This is a genomic window from Bradyrhizobium sp. USDA 3256 (assembly GCF_054058275.1).
In genome coordinates this window covers 6675233-6697050 of sequence record NZ_JBSSAE010000002.1, presented here as the reverse complement: position 1 = coordinate 6697050, position 21818 = coordinate 6675233, and the positions used below count along the sequence as shown (strand labels likewise).

17 protein-coding genes are annotated in these 21818 nt (G+C 66.0%); 12 read left to right on the top strand and 5 right to left on the bottom strand.

Translation table 11 applies throughout. The features are described 5' to 3' along the window. Positions 1-33 precede the first annotated feature (33 nt). The 3 genes from ACVWY5_RS33595 to ACVWY5_RS33585 all read left to right on the top strand — a co-directional run bounded on the left by ACVWY5_RS33595 (position 34) and on the right by ACVWY5_RS33585 (position 6474). Positions 34-2721 (top strand): EAL domain-containing protein, encoded by a 2688-nt coding sequence (locus ACVWY5_RS33595; protein ID WP_028336003.1) that lies wholly within the window; start codon positions 34-36, stop codon positions 2719-2721. Between the two features lie 274 nt (positions 2722-2995). Then, entirely contained in the window at positions 2996-4573 is a 1578-nt protein-coding gene (locus ACVWY5_RS33590; protein WP_321176926.1) for an ABC-F family ATP-binding cassette domain-containing protein, read from the top strand. Positions 4574-5007: 434 nt separating this feature from the next. Further along, positions 5008-6474: a glycerol-3-phosphate dehydrogenase gene (locus tag ACVWY5_RS33585; RefSeq protein WP_028336005.1), complete on the top strand. Its 1467-nt coding sequence runs from the start codon at positions 5008-5010 to the stop codon at positions 6472-6474. A gap of 225 nt (positions 6475-6699) precedes the next feature. On the opposite strand, the gene ACVWY5_RS33580 is transcribed toward ACVWY5_RS33585, so the two are convergent. Beyond that, positions 6700-7929, bottom strand: a complete 1230-nt coding sequence (locus ACVWY5_RS33580; protein ID WP_080667167.1) for a tetratricopeptide repeat protein — start codon at positions 7927-7929, stop codon at positions 6700-6702. Between the two features lie 224 nt (positions 7930-8153). Here ACVWY5_RS33580 and ACVWY5_RS33575 point away from each other — a divergent pair, with 224 nt between their 5' ends. Genes ACVWY5_RS33575 through ACVWY5_RS33565 form a run of 3 tightly spaced genes read left to right on the top strand, consistent with a single transcriptional unit; the run spans position 8154 to position 11052 of the window. After that, positions 8154-9326: an ABC transporter ATP-binding protein gene (locus tag ACVWY5_RS33575; protein WP_028336007.1), complete on the top strand. Its 1173-nt coding sequence runs from the start codon at positions 8154-8156 to the stop codon at positions 9324-9326. After that, positions 9323-10237 (top strand): ABC transporter permease, encoded by a 915-nt coding sequence (locus ACVWY5_RS33570; protein ID WP_028336008.1) that lies wholly within the window; start codon positions 9323-9325, stop codon positions 10235-10237. Before ACVWY5_RS33575 ends, ACVWY5_RS33570 begins: the two co-directional genes overlap by 4 nt. Beyond that, a complete protein-coding gene (locus tag ACVWY5_RS33565; RefSeq protein WP_028336009.1) occupies positions 10237-11052 on the top strand; it encodes an ABC transporter permease in 816 nt (271 codons plus the stop codon). The genes ACVWY5_RS33570 and ACVWY5_RS33565 overlap by 1 nt, the downstream gene beginning before the upstream one ends. A 60-nt stretch (positions 11053-11112) precedes the next feature. On the opposite strand, the gene ACVWY5_RS33560 is transcribed toward ACVWY5_RS33565, so the two are convergent. The 4 genes from ACVWY5_RS33560 to ACVWY5_RS33545 all read right to left on the bottom strand — a co-directional run bounded on the left by ACVWY5_RS33560 (position 11113) and on the right by ACVWY5_RS33545 (position 16540). Next, positions 11113-11964 (bottom strand): carbohydrate ABC transporter permease, encoded by an 852-nt coding sequence (locus ACVWY5_RS33560; protein ID WP_028336010.1) that lies wholly within the window; start codon positions 11962-11964, stop codon positions 11113-11115. Continuing rightward, positions 11961-12830 carry a carbohydrate ABC transporter permease gene (locus tag ACVWY5_RS33555; RefSeq protein WP_028336011.1) on the bottom strand — a complete coding sequence of 290 codons (870 nt, stop codon included), beginning with the start codon at positions 12828-12830 and terminating at the stop codon, positions 11961-11963. The genes ACVWY5_RS33560 and ACVWY5_RS33555 overlap by 4 nt, the downstream gene beginning before the upstream one ends. A gap of 199 nt (positions 12831-13029) precedes the next feature. Continuing rightward, positions 13030-14415 (bottom strand): extracellular solute-binding protein, encoded by a 1386-nt coding sequence (locus ACVWY5_RS33550; RefSeq protein ID WP_028336012.1) that lies wholly within the window; start codon positions 14413-14415, stop codon positions 13030-13032. A gap of 160 nt (positions 14416-14575) precedes the next feature. After that, positions 14576-16540 (bottom strand): AsmA family protein, encoded by a 1965-nt coding sequence (locus tag ACVWY5_RS33545; protein WP_028336013.1) that lies wholly within the window; start codon positions 16538-16540, stop codon positions 14576-14578. A 242-nt stretch (positions 16541-16782) separates the two neighbouring features. Here ACVWY5_RS33545 and ACVWY5_RS33540 point away from each other — a divergent pair, with 242 nt between their 5' ends. The 6 genes from ACVWY5_RS33540 to ACVWY5_RS33515 all read left to right on the top strand — a co-directional run bounded on the left by ACVWY5_RS33540 (position 16783) and on the right by ACVWY5_RS33515 (position 21787). Beyond that, positions 16783-17490, top strand: coding sequence for a CoA transferase subunit A (locus ACVWY5_RS33540; protein WP_028336014.1), 708 nt, complete (start codon positions 16783-16785; stop codon positions 17488-17490). 24 nt (positions 17491-17514) lie between these two features. Next, positions 17515-18165 (top strand): 3-oxoacid CoA-transferase subunit B, encoded by a 651-nt coding sequence (locus ACVWY5_RS33535; protein WP_028336015.1) that lies wholly within the window; start codon positions 17515-17517, stop codon positions 18163-18165. A 1-nt stretch (position 18166) separates the two neighbouring features. Further along, positions 18167-18811, top strand: coding sequence for an N-acetyltransferase (locus ACVWY5_RS33530; RefSeq protein WP_028336016.1), 645 nt, complete (start codon positions 18167-18169; stop codon positions 18809-18811). 339 nt (positions 18812-19150) lie between these two features. After that, the gene (locus ACVWY5_RS33525; protein WP_028336017.1) at positions 19151-20158 is read left to right on the top strand and encodes a GlxA family transcriptional regulator; all 1008 of its coding nucleotides are present in this window, start codon (positions 19151-19153) and stop codon (positions 20156-20158) included. A 104-nt stretch (positions 20159-20262) separates the two neighbouring features. Next, on the top strand, positions 20263-20790 hold the full coding sequence (locus ACVWY5_RS33520; protein ID WP_028336018.1) for a tautomerase family protein: 528 nt from the start codon (positions 20263-20265) through the stop codon (positions 20788-20790). A gap of 13 nt (positions 20791-20803) precedes the next feature. Beyond that, on the top strand, positions 20804-21787 hold the full coding sequence (locus tag ACVWY5_RS33515; RefSeq protein ID WP_028336019.1) for a carbon-nitrogen hydrolase family protein: 984 nt from the start codon (positions 20804-20806) through the stop codon (positions 21785-21787). Positions 21788-21818: the final 31 nt, after the last annotated feature.

The following is a 21818-nucleotide window of genomic DNA, read 5'->3' as shown; positions in this document are numbered from 1 at the left end:
CGGACACTCGCCCCGGAAATCCGCGGGTGATCAATGGCTGGCAGGAAGGTGCAGGCGGGCGGGAAGAATTCGATTCCGGCAAGGGCCGTGCTCTGCCTGATCGCCGCCGTCGCGCCGTGCGCTGCAGCCCGGGCAGGCACCGGTGCGTTCGCGCCGTCGAGCTATCTGGGCAGCCTCGATCCCGGCCTGGTCTGGGAGCTCCTGATCGGCAGCGTGGTGGTCGCGTCGTTTTTCGGCGCGGTCGGGCTGTGGATTCTCTCGGCGCTGCGCAAGGCCAAGCGCGCGCAATTGCGGCGCAACGCCTTCGTCTCGTCGGCACTCAACCATTTGAACCAGGGCGTGGTGATGACCGATGCGCAGGAGCGCATCGTGTTCTGCAATGACCGCTATCTCGACATCTACGGCCTGTCGCGTGCCGACATCCGGCGCAACATGACCGGCGTCGAGCTGCTGGAACTGCGCCGCGACCGCGGCGTGCTCGACGTCAGCGCCGAGGATTTCTTCGCCAGGGCCGCGGCGCCCGAGGGACTGGTTACCGAGCTGCCCGGCGGCAGGTCGGTGCTGGTGAAGTATTTTCCACTGCCGAACGGCGGCTCGGTCGCGACCCATCTCGATTGCACCGACCAGCGCAAGCTGTCGCGCAAGCTCGCCTCGACCACGCAGTTCCTGGAATCGGTGCTCGACAACGTTCCGGTCTGCGTCGCGGCCAAGAACATCGAGGACGGCCGCTACATCTTTGCCAACCGCGCATTCGAGCGCTTCTCGCGCTTCTCGCGCGATCACATCGTGGGCAAGCGCGCCGACGAGATCTTCCGCCCCGAGACCGCCGCCAGCATCGATACCGCCGACCGCGCGGCGCTGAACGCGGCGGAAGGCTATCATCGCAGCGAATTCTTCGTTGAACGCGGTTCGGACAAGCGGATCCTCGCCTCCAACCGCGTGATCGCCCGCAACGAGGCCGGCGAGCCGGAATTCCTGATCGCGCTGTTCGAGGACGTCACCGACCGCCGCTCGCTGTCGCGCGAGCTCGAGAACAACAAGAAGTTCCTCGAGCTCGTGGTCGACAACATCCCGGTCTCGCTGATCGTGCAGCGGGTCAGCGACGGCCGCTACCTCCTGGCCAACCGCAGCGCCGAGACGATCCTCAATCGCCGCCGCGAGGACGCCGCCGGCCTGACCGCGTCCGACATCTTCAATGCGCGTGAAGCCAAGCTGATTATCGCCCGCGACGAGGCCGCGATCAGGAAGCGCAGCATGATCGCGGAGGAGCATCCGATCTCGACCAAGGACGGCCTGCGGCTGTTCCTGACCCGCCGCATGACCGTTCTCGACGATGTCGGCGAGCCGCAATATCTGATCAAGACTCATGAGGACGTCACCGACCGGCGCCAGACCGAGTCGCGGATGGCGCACATGGCCTATCATGACGGCCTGACCGATCTGCCGAACCGCGCCGCCTTCCTGCAGGCGCTGACCCAGATGATCGAGGCCTGCGACGGCACCGACGAGGAATTCGCCGTGCTCTGCGTCGATCTCGACGGGCTGAAGGAGATCAACGACGTTTATGGCCATGCGATGGGCGACAAGGTGCTGATCGAGGTCGCGCAGCGTTTGCAGGCCGTGGCGCGCGGCGGCGTGGTCGCGCGGCTGTCCGGCGACGAATTCGGCCTCATCATCGACGGCAAGCAGCCGGTCGCCGGCATCGCGCTGGCCGAGCAGGCCGCCGAGGCGCTCGGGCAGGATTTCCTGATCGACGGCAAGTCGGTGCGGGCCGGCCTCACCACGGGGATCGCGGTGTTCCCGGACAACGGATCCGACGCGGCCTCGCTGCTGGCCAATTCCGGCGCGGCGCTGTTTCGCGCCAAGGCGAAGTCGCGCGGCACGATCTCGATCTTCGAACCGGAGATGGACCAGCAGATCCGCGATCGTCGCGTGCTGCACCAGGAGCTGTCGGTCGCGATCAAGAACGGCGAATTGTCGCTCTACTACCAGCCGCAGGCCGCCGCGGGCGGCAGCGTGGCGGCCAGCCAGATCATCGGCTTCGAGGCGCTGGCGCGCTGGCACCATCCGGTGCGCGGCTTCGTGCCGCCCGGCGACTTCATTCCGCTCGCGGAAGAAAGCGGCCTGATCGTCGAAATGGGTGAATGGATCCTGCGCGAAGCCTGCCGGGAGGCAGCCTCCTGGGCGATCCCGCTGCAGGTCGCGGTGAACCTGTCGCCGGCGCAATTCACCCATGGCGACCTCGTCGGCCTCGTGCATTCGATCCTGCTCGAGACCGGGCTCACGCCCGACCGGCTCGAGCTCGAAATCACCGAAGGCGTGCTGATCGAGGATTTCGACCGCGGCCTGTCGCTGCTGCGGCGGCTGAAGGCGCTCGGCGTGCGCATCTCGATGGACGATTTCGGCAGCGGCTATTCCTCGCTGAGCTACCTGCAGGCGTTTCCGTTCGACAAGATCAAGATCGACCGCGCCTTCGTCATCAATCTCGGCCGCAACCCGCAATCGGCCGCGATCGTGCGCGCGGTCATCGATCTCGGCCACGGCCTTGAAATGTCGATCGTCGCCGAAGGCGTCGAGACCGAGGCGCAGCTCGGCTTCCTCGCCGAAGAAGGCTGCGACGCGGTGCAGGGCTATCTGATCGGCAGGCCGGCCCCGATCGGTCAATTCGCCGTGCTGGTCGGTGGCGACCAGCTTGCCGAGACCGTGCGCAGGGCCGGTTAGGTTGGCCTGGCTGTGCTTGCCATCCGTTGCATGCCCGGTTACATCTGGGCCCACCACATCATTTCAGCCGAGAAAGGAGGGCCGCGTCGTGGCGAGATACACCGATCCCCACCTCAAGCGTGGCCCCGTCAACGCCCTGCAGATGCGTTTGCAGGGCTGACCGGAAACTCGCGCTAAATCCTTCCTGGTCTGCCCTTCGTGGCCGTGCGGCGTCGAACGCTTGAGCGTTCGCGCCCGCACATCAATCCTCGCCGCGCTTCGACACGCCTATCCGATGGCTAGCAAGCCCGGGAGTGTCGTGATTGCCGGCAAGACCAGAGAATTGACCGTGACCCTCATCAATGTCCGCAATCTCGGCGTGACGCTGAACGCGCCGCTGTTTTCCGAACTGAATTTTGTCATCAATGCCGGCGACCGCATCGGGCTGGTGGCTGCCAATGGCCGCGGCAAGTCCACGCTGCTGCGCTGTATCTCAGATGCGATAGAGCCTAACGAAGGCGATATCACTCGTGCGCGCGGACTGACCGTCGGCCATGTCGAGCAGGATGCGCCGCCAAGACTGCTGGATACACCATTCCACGCCGCCGTGCTCGAGGTGCTTTCCGGCGAGCAGCGCGCCAGCGAGGGCTGGCGGGTCGACGTCGCCTTGCAATCACTCGAGGTGCCGGAGGACCTATGGAGCAGGCCGCTGAAGCAGCTGAGCAGCGGCTGGCTGCGGCTTGCGGTGCTCGCCCGCGTGCTGGTGACCGAGCCCGATGTGTTGCTGCTCGACGAGCCGACCAACCATCTCGATCTCGCCAAGATCGGCCGGCTTGAGGCCTGGCTGAACGCGCTGCCGCGCGAGATGCCGGTGGTGATCGCAAGCCACGATCGCGCCTTTCTCGATGCGACGACCAACCGGACGCTGTTCCTGCGCCCGGAGCGGTCGCAGCTGTTCTCGCTGTCCTATACCGCGGCGCGCGCGGCGATCGACGAATTCGATGCCTCGGACGAGCGGCGCTATCAGCGCGACATGAGGGCCGTGCGGCAGCTGCGGCAGCAGGCCGCGAAGCTCAACAATCTCGGCATCAATTCCGGCAGCGACCTTCTGCTGTCGAAGACCAGGCAATTGAAGCAGCGCGCCGAGAAGCTCGAGGAGACGGCGAAGCCCGCGCATGTGGAACGCTCGGCCGGAACGATCCGGCTCGCCAACCGCGACACCCATGCCAAGGTCCTGATCAGCTTGGACAACGCCGGAATCGCCACACCCGACGGCCGGCTGTTGTTCAGGACCGGCCAGCAGTTCATCTGCAAGGGCGACCGGATTGCGCTGCTCGGGCCGAATGGCGCCGGCAAGACCCGCTTCGTCGCGGCGCTGCGGCTGGCGATCGAGAATGCCGGAGCGGCACCGGCCGAGATCCGGGCCACCGAGTCATTGGTGCTTGGCTATTGCGACCAGGCGCTGGCCGATCTCGCCGATGGAGACACGCCGATGCGCATGCTGACGCGGCGCTTCGCGGTCGGTGATCAGCGTGCGCGCGGCCTGCTCGCCGGCGCCGGGCTCTCGATCGATATGCAGGGCCGTCCGATCGGACGGCTGTCGGGCGGGCAGAAGGCCCGCCTCGGCATGCTGGTGCTGCGGCTCACCCAGCCGAACTTCTATCTGCTCGACGAGCCGACCAACCACCTCGACATCGAGGGCCAGGAGGCGCTGGAGGACGAGTTGATGGAACAGCAGGCCAGCTGCCTCCTGGTGTCGCACGACCGCCAGTTCGTGCGCACGGTGGCCAACCGGTTCTGGCTGATCGAAGGCAGGAAGCTGATCGAGGTCGACGGGCCGGAACAGTTCTTTGCCGCAGCCGGTGCGGACTAAAGCATGATCCGGAAAAGTGCGAAGCGGTTTTCCGAAAAGATCATGCTCAAACAAGGAGCTAAAGCGCGATGGCGATTCAACCTAATCTCATCGCGCTTTGGAGCGTGATGGAGTCAGATTGGATAGCCGTCGCGAAGACGATGTGCCTCTCCCGCTTGCGGGGCCGTCGCAGGAGGAGCGCTGCCAAAATATCGAAAACAACCCCATGCAAAGTAGCCGGCGGCCGGCGTTCGAGCAGGCTACTTGACACGTCGGGCAACTCAGGGGCATTATTCCAATATTCCGAAATCGTGCAAGCGTACGCTCGCCCCCGGCAAGCGGGAAGGTGCGTGTGCCGTGATTCACCCAGACATCATGTAGTTCAGCGCCGCGCCTTGACGCATTTTCGTGCGAACCCGTCTTTTGTTCGTATGAAAATGCGATAGGCGTTGCGCATGGCGGACTACGACGTCGCGATCATCGGCGGTGGCCTGAACGGCACGAGCATTGCCCGTGATGCTGCCGGCCGCGGCCTGCGCGTGATCCTGCTGGAGCAGGGCGATCTCGGTTCCGGCGCATCGCAGGCTTCGCCGCGGCTGGTCCATGGCGATCTGGCCGGGCTGGAACGGCGGGAGTTCTTCCGCGTCCGCAGGGCGCTGAGGGAACGCGACGTGTTGCTGCGCATCGCGCCGCATCTGGTGCGGCCGGTGCGCTTCGTGATCCCGGCGCATGCCGAGGAGCGGCCGCCGTGGCAGTTGCGGTCGTTGCTGCTGCTCTACGAACGGCTGACTTCGCGCAGCGGTCTGCCGCGCTCGGCGACGCTCGATGTCACCCACCATCCGGTCGGCAATGCGCTGAAGCGGCCGTTCGGAACCGCGTTCGAATATTCCGACTGCGTCGTCGACGATTCCCGGCTCGTCGTGCTCACCGCCGTCGATGCCGCAGCGCGCGGCGCCGATATCCGCACCGGCGCGCGCGTGACCCGCGCCGAGCGCGGCGAGACCTGGCGGCTGGTCGCGATCGACCGCGGCTACCGGCGGGTGATCACGGCGCGGGCGCTGGTCAACGCGACCGGAGCATGGACCGCCTCGGTCGCCGACATCGTGCTGCGGGTGCCCGCGCCAGAGCTTGCGACCGTGCAGATCAGCCAGATCGTGGTGCGCCGCCTGTTCGACTGCGACAACGTCTATGTGTTTCAGAACCCTGACGGCCGGCTGATCTTCGCCAGTCCCTACGAGCGCGACTTCACCCTGATCGGCAGCGTCAGTCATCCGTTCAAGGGCGATCCGGCGGTCGTCGCAATTGATGTGCGCGAGGAGGCCTATCTCTGCGACGCCGTCAATCGCTACTTTCGCGAACAGATCGCCCCAGTGGATGTGCTGCGGACCGTCTCCGGTGCCAATTCCGTGGTCGTGCCCGCGCGCCGGCACATGAGAGATGGCGCAGCGCTGCTCGACGTCAGGCGCGGCAAGGCGCCGCTGCTCACGATCTTCGGCGGCGACGTCACCACCGCGCGGCGCCGCGCCGAGCGGGCAGTGTCGGAGTTCACGCGGTTTTATCCGATGACGCCGCGCTGGACCGCAACGGCGCCGCTGCCGGGCGGCGAGTTCGCGTGGCAGCGCTTCGAGACCGAGGCCGACATCGCCCGCGACCGCTGGCGCTTCCTCGGCGAGGCGCAGGCGCGGCGGCTGGTGGCTGCCTATGGGCTGAATGTGAAGGACATTTTGGGAGACGCCAAAGAGAGGGGCGATCTTGGCCCGGCGTTCGGACCCGAACTGACCGGCGCCGAGGTGCGCTACCTCATGCGCAAGGAATGGGCGCGGTTTCCCGACGATATCCTGTGGCGCCGCTCCAAGCTCGGGCTGACCATGCCGCAAGCCGATCGCGACGCGCTTGCGGCGTTCATGGCGAAGATGGACTAAGCGCAGCTCCCAAACCTCCCCTTGCAAAGGGGAGGTCGCTTTGCTCGCAGAGCAAAGCGGGTGGGGATCCTGCCTCCATGCAACCGGTGTCGCTTGTGGCCGACCCCCATCCCGACCTTCCCCCTTTCAGGGGGAAGGAGAAGAGCCCTCGGTGGGCGCGACAACGTGGTCCGGATGGAGCGCATCCGGGAACGGTGACGAGGCAGTCACCAACCGCAACGGCGGCTATTGCCGGGAAGCCTCCTGTGACCAGGCGAGGTCGCGCCGGGACGGACGGCGATGCAGCCGCTCCGAGATCAGGCTCGTTGCCTGCCGGCCCTGGCCGGCGCGCAGGCATGCGACGATGAACGTGTCCTCCCACAATTCACGTTGCGCATGGCTGCCGCCGATCCGCACCAGTTCACGCATCAGCGGCGCAAAGATGCGCACGGCGTCGTCGTGATCGCCGGCGGCGAACGCCGCGATGCCGCGGCCGAGCCCGATCGCCGCGGGGCCGGGCGCCAGCCTGCCGTCGGCGTCGCGCACCGCCATCTCGACCAGCCGCGCCTCAAGCGCGCCGCTGTTGGTCGTGGCTGCGACCAGCGCGTGGTGCACGTCGGCGAAATGCGCACCGGCTTTCGGGAAATAGCCGTCGCCATAGGCGGCGACATCCTTCCAGTGCTGCTCGAGACCGGTCTTGCCGGCGACCGTCAGCCGCCACAGCAGCGAGGCCGTGTCGGTGTAGATATTGAGCGGCGGATAGGGCCGGCCCGCCGGCTTGATGTGCTGCTCGTAAATGTCGAGTGCGCTGTCGGCGTCGCCTTCCTCGATCGCGATCAAGGCGAGGTGCCAGGCGAGATGGCCCTGCAGGAAGCTGGTGCGATCATTCGCCGGCAGCCAGGCGGAGAGGAAGCTGCGGCCTTCCGCCGCGTCGCCCTGCTCGAACAGCGCATGCGCGACGGCGTGCGCGGCTCCGGCGTTCTCCGGCTTTAGCGCATAGCCGCGCTCGGTGATGGCGCGGCCGGACACGACATCGCCGGCCTCGGTCTTCGACCAGCCGAGATAGGTGAGGAACCACCAATCGTCGCCATAGTCGCCGGCGTAACGCTCGCAGACGGCAAGCCGCGCGGCGTCATGATCGGGCCGGCCGGAGAAGGCGTAGAGGCCGAAGGCGCCGAGCAGCAGCGACAGCACCTGCGCATCGCGCGGATATTCGTTGAGATGCCGTTCGGCTTCCGTCATCGCCTTCTTGCCCTGGCCCTCGATCACGGACGCGATGATCTCGATGTGCTGGCGCTCGCGCGGGCTTGCGGCTGCGGCGAGCTGCCGTGCATCGGCCGCCTTGGCGCGGGCCTTGGCGCCTTCCATGTTGAGCTGGTGCACGCGGGCACGGCCGATATGGGCCAATGCGAAATCGGGGTCCTCGGCGATCGCCGCCTCGAACGCCGCATCGGCGCCGTGCAGCGCCGCCAGCATGCGATCGACGCCGTCGACATAATAGGCGGCGGCGCGGTCCGAGCTCGTCGTCAGCGGCAGGCCGTAGCGGTCGTGAATCATCGGTTGCCTTCCCGGATTTGGCTGCGAAGTCTAGCAGAGGCGTCGACGCCGACAATATTGCGGGAGATGTCCGTGAGGCGGTTGAGCCGGTGGCGATCCACCGCTAGCTTGCCGCAAGAATTGGACCTTACGGGGAATCGGGGCTGACGGACGTGACATCGGGCGAAGCGAGTGCGGAGGCGGCAAGGCCGTTGCCTGAACCGGCCGTCCCGGACATGCCGCTGCTGCGGATCGAGGGTGTCGCCAAGTCGTTCGGCAATTTCCGCGCGGTCGACAAGCTCTCGCTTGATATCCGCGCCGGCGAATTCTTCGCGCTGCTCGGCCCGAGCGGCTGCGGCAAGACCACGCTGCTGCGCATGCTCGCCGGTTTCGAGACGCCGGACGAGGGCCGCATCCTGCTTGGCGGCAGCGACATCGCGCAGGTGCTGCCGCATGAGCGGCCCGTCAACATGATGTTCCAGAACTACGCGCTGTTCCCGCATCTGTCGGTGCGCGACAACATCGCCTTCGGGCTGAAGCGCGCCGGCATGGCGCGCCGCGACATCGCAGGGCGCGTCGCCGAGATGGTGGCGCTCGTCAAGCTCGAGGGGATGGAGAAGCGCAAGCCCGACCAGCTCTCCGGCGGACAGCGGCAGCGCGTCGCGCTGGCGCGCTCGCTGGCGCGGCGCCCGCAGGTGCTGCTGCTCGACGAGCCGCTCGCCGCGCTCGACAAGAAACTGCGCGAGAGCACGCAAGGAGAGCTGATGGAGCTGCAGCGCCGGCTCGGCATGACCTTCATCATCGTCACCCACGATCAGGAGGAGGCGATGACGATGGCCGGCCGCATCGGGGTGATGGATGCCGGCCGTCTGGTTCAGGTCGCCACCCCGCGCAATCTCTACGAGGCGCCGGCCTCGCGCTGGATCGCCGAGTTCGTCGGCGACATCAATCTGTTCAACGGCGAGGTCACGTCCCGCGAGAATGGGCGCCTGACGGTCGCGACGCCTGATGCGGGCAGGCTGGCGGTCAGCGAGCTGTGGCCACCGGTGACCAGGCAGGTCGTTGCCGTCGCGATCCGCCCCGAGAAGGTGAAGCTGTCACGCCGCGCGCCGGCGACGGACGGGGGCGCGTCGCAGGCGATCAACCGGCTGGAGGGCGTCGTCACCGACGTCAACTATCTCGGCGGCGTGACGAGCTACCGGGTGAAGCTGGAGACGGGCGCGGTGGTGCGCGCGTCGATGGCCAACACCGCGCGGCTCGATGTCGATGCCTATCTCGCCGGCCAGCGCGTGGTGGCATGGTTCACCGCCGACGATTGCCTGGTGCTCGAACAATGAGCGCGCGCCGCATCTTCGCCCGGCCGGCGCGGTTTGCCGCGATCGCGCCCTATCTGTGGATGGTGCTGTTCTTCCTGGTGCCGTTCGGCTTCGTGCTGAAGATCAGCCTGTCGCAGACCGCGATCGCGCAGCCGCCCTATACGCCGGTGTTCGACTTCACCGAAGGCCGCGCGGCGCTGGCCGCGGCGTTCGCGCAATTGTCGTTCGACAATTTCCGCCTGCTGATATCAGACAATCTCTACATCCTGTCCTATCTGCGCAGCCTCGTCGTCGCGGTAACCGCGACGCTGATCCTGCTCCTGATCGGTTATCCCATTGCCTACGGCATGGCGCGATTGCCGCAGCGTTGGCAGGGCGTGGCGATGATGCTGGTCATCGTGCCTTTCTGGACCTCGTTCCTGATCCGCATCTATGCCTGGATCAACATCCTGCAGCATGACGGCCTGCTCAACCAGGTTCTGCTGGCGCTGCATATCGTGTCCGCGCCGATGGTCTGGCTGTCGACCGACAGCGCGATGTATCTCGGCATCGTGTATTCCTACCTGCCGTTCATGATCCTGCCGCTCTATGCGACGCTCTCCAGGATGGACGCGTCGCTGCTGGAGGCCGCGGGCGATCTCGGCGCCTCGCCGTTGCAGGCGTTCTGGCTGGTGACGTTCCCGCTGTCGCTGCCCGGCGTCGGCGCCGGCGCGCTGCTCTGCTTCATTCCGATTGTCGGCGAGTTCGTGATCCCCGATCTGCTCGCCGGTTCCAACTCGCTGATGATCGGGCAGACGCTGTGGCTCGAGTTCTTCACCAACAAGGACTGGCCGGTGGCATCGGCCGCAGCGGTCGCCCTGTTGCTGCTGCTGGTGCCGCCGCTCGTACTCTACGACCGCCTGCAGCGGCGTCAGCTCGAGGCGAACAGCTGATGGCGCGCACCGTCACCAGGCTCACCCGCTTCAACATGACGTCGCTGGCGCTTGGGCTGGCGTTCCTCTATCTGCCGATCGTCATCCTCGTGATCTACTCGTTCAACGCCTCGCGGCTGGTGACGGTGTGGGGCGGCTGGTCGCTGCGCTGGTACCGCGAGTTCTTCAACGACCGCGCCATGCTCGATGCGGCCTGGATGAGCCTGTCGGTCGCCGCGGCGTCGGCGACGCTGGCGACACTGCTCGGCACGCTGGCGGCAGTCGGGCTGGCGCGCGGCGAGCGATTCCGGGGGCGGGCGCTGTTCTCCGGCATGCTGTATTCGCCGCTGGTCATGCCCGAGGTGATCTCCGGCCTGTCGCTGCTGCTCCTGTTCGTGGCGCTGAATGCCGAGCGCGGGTTCTGGACGGTGACGATCGCCCACACCACGCTGACGATGTGCTTCGTCACCGTCGTGGTGCAGTCGCGCCTCTCCACGCTCGACCGCAGCCTGGAAGAGGCCGCGATGGACCTCGGCTGCGATCCGGTGCGGGCGTTCCTCCTGGTGACGCTGCCGCTCATCGTGCCGGCGATCGTGGCGGGGTGGATGCTGGCCTTCACGCTGTCGCTCGACGATGTCGTGATCGCGAGCTTCACCACCGGGCCGGGCTCGGCGACGCTGCCGATCCGGATCTACTCGGAAGTGCGGCTCGGCGTGAAGCCCGAGATCAACGCGATCTGCACGCTGGTGATCGCGCTGATCGCCGTGATCATCGTGATCGCCTCGTTCGCCTCGAAACTGTCGAGCGCGCGCGGCGAGAGCGCCGCGCCGCTCTAGTTCTGACGCGTTTTCTTCACGCGAACCGGCGTCCACTTCGCTCGAAAACGCTTTGAACAGCTACGACTTGACGGCGCCTGCGGTCAGCCCGCCGACCATGTAGCGCTTGAAGGCGTAATAGACCGCGGCCGGCGGCAGCGCGTAGATGAAGCCCGTGGTCATCAGAAGCTCCCACGGCGAGTCGTCGGCGGCGAGGAAGTTGCCGAGGGCGACCGGCAGCGTGATGTCGGTGTCCCTCGACAGCAGCAGGAACGCGTAGAGATATTCGTTCCACGCGAGCAGGATCGCATAGGTGCCGACCGCGACCAGCGACGGCATCATCAACGGCACATAGACCAGGCGGAACAGCTGCAGCGTGGTGGCGCCGTCCATCGTCGCGGCTTCATCTAGCTCGACCGGCAGCTTGTCTGAGGCCTGTTTCAGCACCCAGATCGCGTAGGGCGCCGCGATCGTCACCATCGCCAGGATCAGCGACCAGTGATTGTTCAAGAGGCCATAGGTGCCCATGGTGCGGTACATCGGCACGGCGAGGAATGCCGCCGGGATGAAATAGGTGAACAGCGCCATGTTCATGACGGCGCGGCCGCCCGGCACCCGCAGCCGCGAGATCGAGAACGCGGCGGCGGTGGCGACGAACAGCGTCAGCGCGCCGACCGCCAGCGCAATCACGGTCGAATTCCAGAACTGGATCCAGAAGTCGCGCAGGAAGTAATGCTGCTGGTGGAACACGATCGAGAAATTGTGCAGCGTCGGATGCGTCGGCCACAGCTTGCCGGTGAACGCGTCCTCCTTCGGCGAGATCGCGAACACGAACATGTGGTAGATCGGAATCATGGTCCAGATGAAGACCGGGATACCGATCAGGAGCAGCTTGGCTTCGGTGCCGACTTCGCGGAGGGTGGGCAGCTTCATCGCGACAACCGTTTCATCATGAAATAGACCAGCGGCAGCACGAACGGCATGGCGCAGACGATCGAGGCCATCGCCAGCGAGAGCTGGTCGAGCCTGAGATAGCGGATGCCGAGCGTCGACAGCACATGGGTGAGGTCGGCGGGCCCGCCGCCGGTGAGCAGATAGACGCTGTTGAAATCGCCCAGCGTCCAGATCATCGAGAGCAGCGTGCAGGTGATGTAGAGCGTCTGCATCGACGGCCAGGTGATGTAGCGGAATTTCTGCCACCAATTGGCGCCGTCGACGTCGGAGGCTTCGTACAGATCGTGCGAGATGGCGAGCCGTCCGGTCAGCAGGATCAGCGTCCAGAACGGCAGCGACTTCCAGATGTGCACGCCGATCGCCATTGCGAGCGCGACCGCCGGATCGTTCAGCCAGTTCGGGCCGTCATCGCCGGTGAACTTGAAGATCAGCTGGTTGACCACGCCCCATTCGGGATTGAGCATGAAGCGTACCGACAGGATGGTCGGGATCGACGGCACGGCCCAGGGCAGGATGAAGATGACGGACAGCCATCTGATCCAGGGCCGCTGCTGGGCGAAGAAGCCGGACAGGAACAGCGCGATCAGCATCTTGATGTTGATGCCGATGACCAGGAAGATCAGCGTGTTGACCGCCGCGCGCGCGAAGATCGGGTCATGATAGAGCGCGACATAGCTCGATGGATGGCGCGCCAGCCACAGGCCGTAGCCGACCGGATAGACCACGAAGGCGAGGAAGACGAGCAGATAGGGCGCGAGCAGCGCGATGCCCCAGACCTGCGGCGGCGACAGCCGCGCCGACAGTGGCGGCGAGGGGGCATCGGATGCGGAGAGTGTGATCGCCATTCGGTTACTCGATGTCGCCTACGTCGTCGTCCCGGCGAAGGCCGGGACCCATAACCACCAGCTTTCGTTGTTGCACGAAAGCCGGTGACCAATATCATTCAAAACGACCGCCGCGGCGTATGGGTCCCTGCTCCGTGCGCAACTGCGCACTCGGCAGGGATGACAAAGCATACGCTCGCGGCGACTATCATCGGTTGCCTTACCCCGCGACCTGCTTGATGCGGGCGATCAGTTCGTCGACGGCCTTGTCCACCGGCACCTTCTCGCTGACGACGCGGTTCATGGCCTTGGCCCAGACGTTCTCGTTGTTCAGGATGGTGAACTTCCAGTTCTTGGTGAAGTCGAACGGCGCGGTGCCGCCGGTGAACTGATTCCACACCGCCTTGCGATGCCGGTCGGCCTGCCAGAACGGGCTCGCCTGGCTCGCCTTGGTCACCGGGAACCAGCGGCCGAGCGCGCCCTCGACATAGGGCCGCACATTGTCTTCCTGCATCAGGAACGCGATGAACTGCTTGCCTTCCGCCTTGTTCTTGGCGTTGGCGAAGATCAGCCCGGTCTTGACGTCGGAGCGGTACTTGATGGTCGAGCCGTCCGGCGCCTTCGGGAAGGACGCCGTGATGATGTCCTGCTCATAGGCCTGCTTGCCGGCGGCGCGCTGCGCGTCGGTCAGCGCCGGGTTGGTGGAATCCTCGAACCACTTCGCCGCGATCGAGATCGTGAAATTGTGGGTCATCACGATCGTCTTGTTGTGGAAGGCGACGTTGTTGTCCGGATCCTTCCAGGTCGTCGAGGAGGGCGGCGTGCAGCCCTTGATGTAGGTGTCGGTGTAGTCCTTCAGCGCGTGGATCAATCCGTCGCGGACCTTGGGATCGTCGACCAGCAGCTTGCCGTCGTCGTCGACCAGCTTGACGTGGTAGGCGTCCATGAAGGTGTAGAACGACTGGAACGAGTCGGTGGATTCCACGCCCATCGGTTGGCCGACGCCGTAGATGCGCTGGCCGGTCGCCTTGCGGATCGCCGGCTGCACCTTGTCGCACCAGAACGACCAGTAATCCTCCCACTTGGTCGGGATGTCGGCGGCCTTGAAGCCGGCCTTCTCCAGCATGTCGCCCCAGATCTGGACGTGCATGCTCTGCTGCTTCAGCGGGAAGCCGTAATAGGACTTCTTCTTGGTGACGTCGTTGTAAAGCAGCGCGGCTTCCAGCGTGTTCGGCGCGAAGGCGTCCTTCATCGGCAGCATGATGTCCGAGAGGTCTTCGAGCTTGCCCTCGAAGGCCCACTTGCCCTGGGCCTGCACATCGTAGGTGTCCGAATAGGCGACGTCGGGCACGGTGCCGGAATCGAGCGCGGCGACCGTCTTCGGAATCATGTCCTGGATCGCGTATTGCGACAGTTCGACCTTGATGCCGGTCTTGGCTTCGAATTTCTTGATCGTCTCGAGCAGCGCGTCGTCTTCGGATTTGTAAAATCCCTTGCCCCACCAGACGGTGATCGTCTTGCCCTGGGCGAGAGCGGGTGCAGTTGCGGCGAACAGGCCGACCGCGGCGACCGCAATTGATAGCGCACCGATAACCTTGGATCTCACGTTGTTCTCCCTCATGAGGCCGGCTTTTTAACCGGTTGGAGAAAACACTAGCGCATGCCCGTGACCCGATAAAGATGTCGCGCCGCCGACTTGTGTAGGGGTTTGCGGCGAGCGCGTGGATCGGTCCCGGTGCATCGATGCGCAAAGTGAATGGATTCGATCAGTTCGACTTCGCATTCTCGGCCGACGCCGCCGGTGCGTTACCGGGCGCGCCTGCCGCAGCATCGGGCGCCGCCGCGGGCCGCGCGGCGCCGCCGGTGAAGCGCTCGATCACCGAGCGCACCGCGTCGCGGGTCTTGCGATCCTTCACCGCATCGAGCAGCGGAGCGGAGGCCGGCGAACGGCGGATCAGGCTTTCCGGATCGGGGAAGATCAGCGGATCGTCCCACGGCCCCTGGATCACGAAGGGCAGATCGAAACCGTTGCCGCCGGCCGATGCCGAGGTCAGGCTGGCGACGCCCTTGAGATCGTATTCGCGCGACGGCACCGAGGCCGTGCCGGTCAGCGTGATCTTCGCGGTGGGGCTTTCGACATGAATGTCGTCAGCGGTCGCGACGCCGTCGGCGAATTTCACCGAGATGCTGAGATTGTCGTAGGGCGTCGAGCCGGAGCGGAAATTGCCGCCGCCGGACAGCGGCCGCTTCTCCAGCCGCTTCAACAGCTGCTCGACATTGAAGCCCGCGATCGCGCCGTCATGCCCGTTCAGCGTCGCGGTGCCGTCGAGCGACGACGCGAGCCCGAACGGGCTCGAGCCCGAGGCCGTCAGCGAGACGTTGAGGTTGCCGCGCCCCGACAGCTTGTTGATGCCGAACAATTCGCTGGCGCAGGCCTGCAGATCGACATCGGTGAACTGGAATTGCGCCCTGACGTCGGCGACCGCATCCGAGCGCGCGATCGCGAACGAGCCCTTGGCGATGCCGCCATACATCTGCGCCTCGCCGACGCTGAGCGCCAGCGCGCCGCCGCGCAGATTGGCGCCGAACGCGGTGCGGCCGAGCTTGGACGGGCCGACCGTGACCTTGGCCGCCGACAGGCGCATGTCGAGATCGGTCGACGACAGCGAGGACAGGTCGAACAGCTGCCTGTTCCAGTCGCGCTGGCCGCTGGCCAGCAGGCGGAACGTCGAGATGTAAGGCGTGAAATCGAGATTGCCGGCGGCAAGCGTCGCCTGCAGCGTCTGCCGGCCGTTATTGGCGTAGGTCATCACGCCCTCGGCGACGTTGCCGTCGAGCTCGACATTGACATTGGTGAGCGCGACCGAGCCGCCGACCACATTGGCGCGGGCCTTCAGCGCGAAGCGGCCGAAGCCGCCACCGCCGCCGGGCGGGGCCTGTCCCATCCAGCGCAACGCGTTGCGCAGCGACGGGCTGTCCATGGTGGCGACGCCTTCCATCATCAGGCTGGTGCGGTTGGCGACGGTTCCGTCGAAAGCAACCTTCAGCGGCGCGCTGGCGAGCCGTGCCTTCAGGCCGGAGCGGTCGCCCGACAGCAGCGCGACGAAGTCGCTGGCGCTGATCGAGCCGTCGACGCGTTCGCCGCGCCAGTCGAACTGGCCGGTTGCGGCAAAGGAACGCGAGATCGAGGGCCAGGCCAGCGACAGGTCGATATCGCCGAGCTGCTCGGAGATGTTGTTGGTGCCGTCCTGGTAGTTCAGCTCGCCGTCCTGGATCCGGATTTCGGAGAACGACACCTGATTCTCGGCGCCGGGCGTCATCGCCTTGGCGATGGTCTCGACGAACGGCGTCCAGTTGCTCTCGCCGGCGCCGTCGCGGACCACATGGATATGCGGACGGAGCATCATGACGTCGGCAATCTCGAACCGCCGCAGCAACAGCGGCAGCAGGCGCAGATTGGCGGTCAGCACGTCGACCTGCAGGGCGGGACCGATGGTATCGGCGCCCTTCAGCCCGACATTATGAAAGGAGACGTAGCTGCCCGGAAAAACCGAGACGTCGATCGGGCCGTTGACGACGAGCTCGAGCCCGGTCACGGCGCGAATCTGCGCCTCTACCGCGCGCTGCAGCGCGTCCCGGTTGAGGAACCACGACGTTCCGACCAGCCCGACCAGCGCCAGGCCGAAAAGCGCCGCGATCGGCATCCCCAGGCGCTTAATTCCTTGGGCCATCGTCAATGACATATCCGGGTCGGGTTGAATTTTGTCGGGTCGTCGTCGAACACAGCGGGCTCTCGCCGGAGGCCCCTGCCAACCCACGCAACTTGAAGGGTTTTCTTGTCGCTTTCAAGGCCATGTTGCTGCCGCCGGCCGCCGCCCGTCGCCGCACCGGGCCGTGATTGACGCATTGCGAAGATTTCGCCTAATAATCCGCTTTGCCACAGCCGTTCCGCCCTCCATCAGGTATTCGCTGCATGAACAAAGTTTATCCCGACGCCAAATCGGCACTCGATGGTCTCCTCAAGGACGGCATGATGATCATGTCGGGCGGCTTCGGCCTCTGCGGCATCGCCGAGACCCTGTCCGACGCCATCCGCGAGTCCGGCGTCAAGGGCCTCACCGTCGTCTCCAACAATGCCGGCGTCGACGGCATCGGCCTCAGCCGGCTGCTGGAGACCCGCCAAATCAAGAAGATGATCTCGTCCTATGTCGGCGAGAACAAGCTGTTCGCCCAGCAGTATCTCGCCGGCGAGCTCGAGCTCGAGTTCAACCCGCAGGGCACGCTGGCCGAGCGCATCCGCGCCGGCGGCGCCGGAATCCCGGCCTTCTACACCAAGACCGGCGTCGGCACGCTGATCGCCGAGGGCAAGGAAGTGAAGGAATTCGACGGCGAGAAGTACATCATGGAGCGCGGCCTGTTCGCCGACGTCGCCATCGTCCATGCCTGGAAGGGCGACACCGCCGGCAACCTGGTCTACCGCAAGACCGCGCGCAACTTTAATCCGATGATGGCCACCGCCGCGAAGGTCACCGTCGCCGAGGTCGAGCACCTGGTGCCGGCCGGCGAGATCGACCCGGACCACATCCACACACCCGGCATCTTCGTCAAGCGCATCATCGAGGTCGGGACCGGCAAGAAGCGGATCGAGTTCCGCAACACCCGTCCGCGGCCTGCCGCTTAAAACACACTTCCTCAGGAGAGCCTCATGGCCTGGACCCGTGAACAGATGGCCGCCCGCGCTGCCAAGGAGTTGCGCGACGGCTATTACGTCAATCTCGGCATCGGCATTCCGACGCTGGTCTCGAACTACATTCCCGACGGCATCGACGTCAGCCTGCAGAGCGAGAACGGCATGCTCGGCATGGGCCCGTTCCCCTTTGAGGACGAGGTCGACGCCGACCTGATCAACGCCGGCAAGCAGACGGTGAGCGAGCTGCCCTCGACCAGCTATTTCTCGTCGGCCGATTCCTTCGGCATGGTGCGCGGCGGCCATATCGATCTGTCGATCCTCGGCGCCATGCAGGTGGCGCAGAACGGCGACCTCGCCAACTGGATGATCCCCGGCAAGATGGTGAAGGGCATGGGCGGCGCCATGGACCTCGTCGCCGGCGTCAAGCGCGTCGTGGTCGTGATGGAGCATTCCGCCAAGGACGGCCCCAAGCTGCTCAAGCAGTGCAACCTGCCGCTGACCGGCGAGCGCGTGGTCGACATGGTCGTCACCGATCTTGCGGTGTTCACCATCGACAAGCACGGCAAGGACGGCATGGCGCTGATCGAGCTCGCCGACGGCGTCACGCTCGACGAGGTCAAGGCCAAGACCGAGGCCGAATTCCGCGTCGCGCTGAAGAACACCTGAGATGATCGGTGCGGGACGATCCTCGATCCGTCCCGCACGATCCGATGACGCCGGCTTCATCGCCCGCACCGTTCTGGCCGCGCAGCGCGGCCCGTTGCCGCGCGGCTGGTTTGACATCGCGCTCGACCAAGGCGAGGCGGAATGCCTGGCGTTCATGACGCGGCTCGCCGTGGCACGGGTGCGGTCATGGTATCACGTCGCCCATTTCCTGATCGCTGAAGTCGATGGCGTGCCGGCCGCCGCGCTGTGCGCGATGCCGGCATCCGGAACCGTCGTCGCGGCACGTGCGGCGATCGAGGAAGTCGCAGCAGAGACCGGCATGGACGCCGATGCCATCGTCGCGCGCGGCGGCTATGCCCGTAACTGCTGGGTGCAAGGCGGCGAGGGCGACTGGCTGATCGAGCATGTCGCCCGACAAGCGTCCCATCGCAGCGGCGGCCTGGTGCAGGACCTGATCCGCCGCGCACTCGCCGACGGCAAGGCGGCCGGTTACACGCAGGCATCGATCTCGTTCCTGATCGGCAACGACGCCGCCGAGCGCTGCTACGCCAAGGCCGGCTTCACCTTCGCCGAAGAGAAGCGCGACGCCGCCTTCGAAGCGATGACCGGTGCGCCGGGCTTTCGCAGATTTGCGCGGGCGATGTGAGTTATTCGCACCAAATGCTGCCGCATATGCACCCGTCGTCCCGGCGGAGGCCGGGACCCATACGCCGCAGCGGATGTTGTGGATGGGATTCGTCGTTCCAGCATCGCTTACCAATGACCAGCTGTGGTTATGGGTCCCGGCCTTCGCCGGGACGACGCTGAGGGTAGTTCTCGCTTCAAATATCGCACAACGCGGTGTCATCACCCGCGCATGCTGGTGATCCAGTATTCCAGAGACGCTGATGCTTGAACCGAGAGGCCGCGACGTACCGGATCGCGCTTGTCCGGTCGTCCATGCAATGGCAGAATTGCACCATGTTGTGCAAAATCGGACACGGCCATGCCACTTATCCGGATCTGGGTCTATGACGGTATCCTCGCTTCGGGCGTGGCGGGGATTGTCGACGTGTTCACCGCCGCCAATTCGGTGACGGCGCGGCAGCCGCGACGTCACAACGGCAAGCCGTCTCAGCTGCGGTGGCGCGTCGAGTCCCTGAGTGGCCGGCCGGTCCAGACGGCGTCAGGCCAGGTCATCGGCGTCGATGGGCCGATCGGTGCGCGGTCTTCGGCAGACGCGGTGGTGATCCCCGGGCCGTTCGTCGGCGATATCGAACGTTTCTTCGAGCGGCTCGATACCGTCGAGCCGCTGCTCGCGGCGCTGCGCCGGCAGCACGAGCGCGGTACCCTGCTGGCGTCCTATTGCACCGGCAGCTTCATCCTCGCCGAGGCCGGCCTGCTCGACGGCAGGGTTGCGACCACCCATTGGGCGAAGGGACGGACATTCGCGATGCGCTACCCGGCGGTCGATCTGCGCGTCGCCGAGATCCTCACCGAGCAGAACCGCATTGTCTGCTCGGGCGCGGTGACCACCTCGCTCAATCTCGCGCTTCGGCTGGTCGATAAGTTCGCCGGTGCCGACGTGGCCGCGGAGACCGGCAAGCTGATGCTGATCGACAGCAACCGCGTCTCGCAGGCACCCTATGTCAGCCGCATGTCCGACACGCAGCACTCCGACGCGCTGGTGGCGCGGGCGCAGAGCATGATGGAGAAGTCGCTGCAACAGGGCTTCAGCCTTGCCAAACTGGCCCGCGACCTTTCGGTCAGCGAGCGGACGTTGAACCGCCGCTTCAAGCTGGCGGTCGGCGAGGCGCCCCTGCAATATCTACAAGCGCTGCGGGTGGATGTCGCCAAGCGCCTGATCGAAACCACGCGGCTGAAGCTCGACGCGGTCAGTGCGCGCGTCGGCTACGACGATCTGTCGACCTTCCGCCGGCTGTTCAAGCGCGAGACCGGGCTCTCGCCACGCGAATACCAGCGCCGGTTCGTGCGCAGGGCCTCCGCCGCCTGAGAACGCCGTGTCCGAATTTGCCCTGAAAATGGCGATACTGCCACTGCTGCCGGGAGCACGCCGCGGATAGACCTCGTCCCCGTCAACAACAGGAGGTCGCCTCAATGCCGATGATCGACGTGACAATTCCCGAAGGAGCCCTGAAGCCGGAAGCGGAAGCGCGGCTCATCAAGGAGCTCGGCGATATCCTGATCGGCCACGAGGGATTCGATCCGGCGAACAAGGTTGCGCAAGGCGTCACCGTTGTCTTCCTGCATCGGCCGGCCGCAGTTTATGTGGCGGGCCGGCCATCGCCGTCGCCACGATTTCGCATCGTCCCGACGGTCCCCGAGGGGCAGTACACCGAAGCCTCGCGCGCGGCCTTGGTGAGGGACGTCACCGACGCCGTGGTGCGCGCTGCCGGCGGTTCGTTCGAGGATGTGGCGGCGCAGGTATGGGTGTTTCCGACCGAGATCCCCGACGGCCAGTGGGGCAGCCGTGGCGTCATTCGTCCGCTGCCGGACATCCAGGCCTTCATCGCCGGCGAGCACGAGCGCAAGGTCGGCGAGGCGCGTCTGGCGCGACGGCGGCGCGTCAAGGCGCTGGAGCTGCTTGCGGGCGCACTCGACGCTGTCCGCAAGGGCGTCGACTGACGCGAGCACAGCCATGACATCCGACACGCATTTCAGGCTCGCGGCGATCCAGGCCGCCGCGGTGCCATTCGATCGCGACGCCTCGGTGGAGAAGGCCTGCCACCTAATCGGCGAGGCGGGTGCCATGGGCGCGACGATCGCCGCCTTCGGCGAAACCTGGCTGCCCGGCTATCCCTTCTTCTGTCACGCGCCGACCGGGCCGAGCACGTTTCGCGCGATGGCCGAATATCTCGATAACGCGGTCGAGATTCCCTCGCCCGCGACCGACCGGCTCTGCGCCGCCGCCGAGGCCGCCGGACTGGATGTCGTGATCGGCGTCGCCGAACGTGATGCCGTGACCAAGGGCACGGTCTACTGCACGCTGCTGTTCATCGGCCGCGAGGGACGGCTGCTTGGCCGCCATCGCAAGCTGAAGCCCACCTTCAACGAGCGCTCGGTGTGGGCCGATGGCGACGCGGCGGGGCTGCGCGTGCATGAGCGGCCCTATGGCCGGATCAGCGGCCTCAACTGCTGGGAGCACAACACCATGCTGCCCGGCTATGCGCTGGCCGCGCAGGGAACGCAGATCCACGTCGCGGCGTGGCCGGGGCGGGAGCCTGCGGTGGCGCCACCGTCGCCGACGCCGCTCTGGCCGCGGCAGTTGTTGCTGTCGCGCGCGTTCGCCTCGCAAGCCGGCTGCTACGTCATCGCGGTCGGCGGCATGCGCTCGCACGATATCACGCCGGAACGTTACCGCGAGCTCTCGACGATCGAGTACAGTGGCGACAGCGTCATCATCGACCCGCGCGGCGAGGTCATCGCAGGTCCGGCGCAGGGCGAGACCATCCTGATCGCGGACGGCTCGCGGCAGGCCGTGCTCGCCGCCAAGGCGCTGTGCGATATCGGCGGCCATTATTCGCGCCCCGACCTGCTGCGGTTGATCGTCGATCGCAATCCGCAGGAGCGGGTCATCGACTGCGGCTTCGCCGGGCGTGTCACGCCGGAGATGTGGGAGTGACGCGAACGGCGCGGGTATCCCGCGCCGTCAA

Excerpts from the sequence above, each read along its gene's own strand:
- ACVWY5_RS33595 (WP_028336003.1), top strand. The coding sequence starts at position 34 with ATGGCTGGCAGGAAGGTGCAGGCGGGCGGGAAGAATTCGATTCCGGCA.
- ACVWY5_RS33590 (WP_321176926.1), top strand. The coding sequence starts at position 2,996 with ATGGCTAGCAAGCCCGGGAGTGTCGTGATTGCCGGCAAGACCAGAGAA.
- ACVWY5_RS33585 (WP_028336005.1), top strand. The coding sequence starts at position 5,008 with ATGGCGGACTACGACGTCGCGATCATCGGCGGTGGCCTGAACGGCACG.
- ACVWY5_RS33580 (WP_080667167.1), bottom strand. The coding sequence starts at position 7,929 with ATGCTGGCGGCGCTGCACGGCGCCGATGCGGCGTTCGAGGCGGCGATC.
- ACVWY5_RS33570 (WP_028336008.1), top strand. The coding sequence starts at position 9,323 with ATGAGCGCGCGCCGCATCTTCGCCCGGCCGGCGCGGTTTGCCGCGATC.
- ACVWY5_RS33565 (WP_028336009.1), top strand. The coding sequence starts at position 10,237 with ATGGCGCGCACCGTCACCAGGCTCACCCGCTTCAACATGACGTCGCTG.
- ACVWY5_RS33560 (WP_028336010.1), bottom strand. The coding sequence starts at position 11,964 with ATGAAGCTGCCCACCCTCCGCGAAGTCGGCACCGAAGCCAAGCTGCTC.
- ACVWY5_RS33555 (WP_028336011.1), bottom strand. The coding sequence starts at position 12,830 with ATGGCGATCACACTCTCCGCATCCGATGCCCCCTCGCCGCCACTGTCG.
- ACVWY5_RS33545 (WP_028336013.1), bottom strand. The coding sequence starts at position 16,540 with ATGGCCCAAGGAATTAAGCGCCTGGGGATGCCGATCGCGGCGCTTTTC.
- ACVWY5_RS33540 (WP_028336014.1), top strand. The coding sequence starts at position 16,783 with ATGAACAAAGTTTATCCCGACGCCAAATCGGCACTCGATGGTCTCCTC.
- ACVWY5_RS33535 (WP_028336015.1), top strand. The coding sequence starts at position 17,515 with ATGGCCTGGACCCGTGAACAGATGGCCGCCCGCGCTGCCAAGGAGTTG.
- ACVWY5_RS33530 (WP_028336016.1), top strand. The coding sequence starts at position 18,167 with ATGATCGGTGCGGGACGATCCTCGATCCGTCCCGCACGATCCGATGAC.
- ACVWY5_RS33525 (WP_028336017.1), top strand. The coding sequence starts at position 19,151 with ATGCCACTTATCCGGATCTGGGTCTATGACGGTATCCTCGCTTCGGGC.
- ACVWY5_RS33520 (WP_028336018.1), top strand. The coding sequence starts at position 20,263 with ATGCCGATGATCGACGTGACAATTCCCGAAGGAGCCCTGAAGCCGGAA.
- ACVWY5_RS33515 (WP_028336019.1), top strand. The coding sequence starts at position 20,804 with ATGACATCCGACACGCATTTCAGGCTCGCGGCGATCCAGGCCGCCGCG.